Source organism: Mesorhizobium sp. M7A.F.Ca.CA.004.04.2.1 (genome assembly GCF_004022825.1).
Taxonomy (GTDB): Bacteria; Pseudomonadota; Alphaproteobacteria; order Rhizobiales; family Rhizobiaceae; genus Mesorhizobium.
Genome location: NZ_RZPH01000737.1, coordinates 1 through 3,112, shown reverse-complemented (window position 1 = coordinate 3,112; position 3,112 = coordinate 1). Strand labels below are relative to the sequence as shown.

The 3,112-nt window shown below is 63.7% G+C and carries 4 protein-coding genes; 2 read left to right on the top strand and 2 right to left on the bottom strand.

Translation table 11 applies throughout. The annotated features are described in order from the left end of the window. Positions 1-575 (top strand): PDZ domain-containing protein (locus EN893_RS26130; protein WP_128361884.1); only part of this gene is annotated, 575 nt, incomplete at its 5' end. A 49-nt stretch (positions 576-624) separates the two neighbouring features. Here EN893_RS26130 and EN893_RS26125 read toward each other — a convergent pair. Further along, a complete protein-coding gene (locus EN893_RS26125; protein WP_127271778.1) occupies positions 625-1,197 on the bottom strand; it encodes a GNAT family N-acetyltransferase in 573 nt (190 codons plus the stop codon). Continuing rightward, a complete protein-coding gene (gene serB, locus EN893_RS26120) occupies positions 1,194-2,081 on the bottom strand; it encodes a phosphoserine phosphatase SerB (protein WP_127271592.1) in 888 nt (295 codons plus the stop codon). Before serB ends, EN893_RS26125 begins: the two co-directional genes overlap by 4 nt. On the opposite strand from serB, the gene miaA reads away from it, so the two are divergent. Continuing rightward, positions 2,071-3,039 carry a tRNA (adenosine(37)-N6)-dimethylallyltransferase MiaA gene (gene miaA, locus EN893_RS26115; protein WP_127272676.1) on the top strand — a complete coding sequence of 323 codons (969 nt, stop codon included), beginning with the start codon at positions 2,071-2,073 and terminating at the stop codon, positions 3,037-3,039. The genes serB and miaA overlap by 11 nt on opposite strands. Positions 3,040-3,112: the final 73 nt, after the last annotated feature.

The following is a 3,112-nucleotide window of genomic DNA, read 5'->3' as shown; positions in this document are numbered from 1 at the left end:
TGATCAAGGGTGGCCCGGTCGACAATGGCACCATCCAAGCGGGCGACGTCGTCATCAAGTTCGACGGCAAGGACATCCATGAGATGCGCGATCTGCCGCGCGTCGTCGCCGAAAGCCCGGTTGGCAAGGCGGTCGATGTGCTCATCGTGCGCAAGGGTGTCGAGCAGACCGTGAAAGTGACGCTCGGCCGGCTCGAGGATGGCGAGAAGCTCGCCAGCAGTGAGGAGGGCAGCAACACCGATCAGGACAAGGGCGACAAGGCTCCGGCCGTTTCCACTGCTTCGGTGCTCGGCATGACGGTCGGCGAACTGAACGACGAGACACGCAAGAAGTTCAGCATTGCGGCCGATGTTTCGGGCGTCGTCATCACCGACGTCACCAAGGACTCGGCCGCCGCCGAACGCGGCATCCAGCCCGGCGAGGTGATCACCGAGATCGCGCAGGAATCGGTCGCCACGCCCAAGGACGTCATGGACCGGATCGGCGCCTTGAAGGAACAGGGGCGCAAGAATGCGCTCTTGATGCTGGCCTCGAAGACCGGCGAGCTCAGGTTCGTGACGATCCGGATGGACTGAGATCCGGAAGATGCGGCGAAAAAATCCTCATCTTGAATGGAAAGGGCGGCTAGCGGGCCGCCCTTTTTCTTGCCTGCCAGTCTTGGCGCGACAGTCTGTACAGGACATGGCGCTTGAGCGCGGGATGGCTGTCGGGAATGCTGGGGTGGTCGAAATCGCCGGACGGATCCGCGCTCATGCCGAGGCGTTGCATGACGGCGGTGGAGCGGCGGTTGGCCGCGACGGCGAATGACACGATTTCATCGAGGCCAAGCGTCTCGAAGCCGTAGGCCAGCCACGCTTCGGCTGCCTCGGTGACATAGCCCTTGCCCCAGAACTCAGGTGCCAGTCGCCAGCCGATCTCGATGGTGCCAGCTGGCAGGGATGGCACATGATCGGTGTCGAGGAGACCGATGAAGCCGATGCATTCACCGGTGGCGGTGATCTCGGCGGCAGCAAAACCGTATCCGTCCTCCGCGGTCCAGGCCCGGAGCTCGTCCATCTTGGCATCCGCCTCGGCGCGGTCACGGCGGAACGGAAAGAACTCCATCACCCGGTCGTCGGAGTTTATGCGGTGGAACAGGTCGCGGTCGCGATCTTCCCAGTTGCGCAGGATCAGGCGCTCGGTACGCATTGGTTTCATTGCACAAACTCCTCCCGCCTGTAGCCTTGCACATAAAGCAGCGCGGTCAGGTCGCCATGATCGATGCGGACCTTGGCCTGTGCCGCCACCGTCGGCTTGGCGTGGAGCGCGACACCGGTACCGGCAAGGCAGATCATGTCGAGATCATTGGCGCCGTCGCCGACGGCGATGGCGTCGGCGGGCGTCAGGCCGAGGCGCGCTGAAATTTCGATCAGCGCGTCGGCCTTAGCGGCGCGGCCGAGGATCGGTTCGCCGACCAGCCCGGTGAAGCGGCCGTCCTGCTCGAGCAGGCGATTGGCGCGGTTCTCCTGGAAACCGAGCATGGCGGCGATGCGCGTCGTGAAGACCTCGAACCCGCCAGACACGAGTGCCGTCCAGGCGCCATTGGCGCGCATGGTCCGGACCAGAACACGGCCGCCCGCTGCCAGCGTCAGGCGATTGGCGACGATGCGATCGACCACGGCGGCGTCGAGGCCCTTGAGCAACGCCACCCGTTCACGCAAAGCCGGTTCGAAGGCGATCTCACCATTCATGGATCGCGCGGTGATGGCCGCAACATGATCCTTGACGCCGATCTCGTCGGCCAGCTCGTCGATGCATTCCTGGTCGATCATGGTTGAATCCATGTCGGCGATCAGGATTTTCTTGCGGCGGGTTTCCGCCTGCTGGACGATCACGTCGACGGCCTCGCTGGCAAGTGCCGTGCGCAAGACGGCACTCGTGACGGCGTCGTCGGCTGCCTCAGGCAGGACGAGATCGCAGGCAATACCTTCGGCCAGCCAGACAACAGCGCTTGCGCCGACCGACCGTGAGGCCATATTCGCAAGCGACAGCGACAAAGCGCGCTCAGCGGGACGGGAAACAAGCGTGGCGATGAGCGGCATGAAACATTCCGGCGGGCAGGCGGGCAAGGGCCGCGTGAAGAACGCGATCCTGATAGCCGGGCCGACCGCCAGCGGCAAGTCGGCGCTTGCGCTCGATCTGGCCGAGCGCAGGGGGGGCGTGATCGTCAATACCGATTCCATGCAGGGCTATTCGGTGCTCGACGTGCTGACTGCCCGGCCGGAGGCGGCCGACCTCGCCCGCGCACTGCATTATCTTTATGGCCATGTCCACCCGGCCACCGCCTATTCCACCGGCGCCTGGCTGCGCGATGTGATGAAGCTGATCGAGGACGGCACATTCTCCGAACGGCCAGTGATTTTTGTCGGCGGCACCGGGCTCTATTTTCGCGCGCTGGCCGAGGGCATTTCGGAAATGCCCGACATTCCGCAGCGGGTCCGCGACCGCTGGCGCTATGAGTTGAAGGAGCAGGGCGCCGTCAAGCTGCACAGCCTGCTGCTGCGCGAGGATTCGGCGGCGGCCATGATGCTCAAGCCAACCGACAGCCAGCGCGTCGTGCGGGCATTGGAGGTTCTCGATGCGTCTGGCCGTTCGATCCTGGAATGGCAGGCAGAACGCGGCCAGCCGCTCATCGACAGGGAAAGCGCGCGTTTCCTGGTGATCGAGCCGGATCGGGCGGCATTGGTCGCTCGCATCGACAAACGCTTCGACCAGATGCTGGACAAGGGCGCGCTGGACGAGGTCAAGCGGCTTGCAGCACTTGGCCTCGATCCCGAATTGCCGGCGATGAAAGCGATCGGCGTTCGCGAACTGCAGGCAGCGATGGCCGGAGAGATTGGCTTTCCCGAGGCAATCGAACGCGCCAAGATCGCGACCAGGCAATATTCCAAGCGGCAAACCACCTGGTTCAGGCATCAATTGGGGCCGGAATGGCTGAGATTGCGCCCCGGTGATGATCTGGAAACCACGATCTCAGCGCTTGCTTCCGATACAACCTGAAAAGTTTACCTGCAAGGAACGGTTCCCGTGGTGGTTGTCCAAATTAACCCTCCGTAAGCCCGCCCATGCCATA

Excerpts from the sequence above, each read along its gene's own strand:
- serB (WP_127271592.1), bottom strand. The coding sequence starts at position 2,081 with ATGCCGCTCATCGCCACGCTTGTTTCCCGTCCCGCTGAGCGCGCTTTG.
- EN893_RS26125 (WP_127271778.1), bottom strand. The coding sequence starts at position 1,197 with ATGAAACCAATGCGTACCGAGCGCCTGATCCTGCGCAACTGGGAAGAT.
- miaA (WP_127272676.1), top strand. The coding sequence starts at position 2,071 with ATGAGCGGCATGAAACATTCCGGCGGGCAGGCGGGCAAGGGCCGCGTG.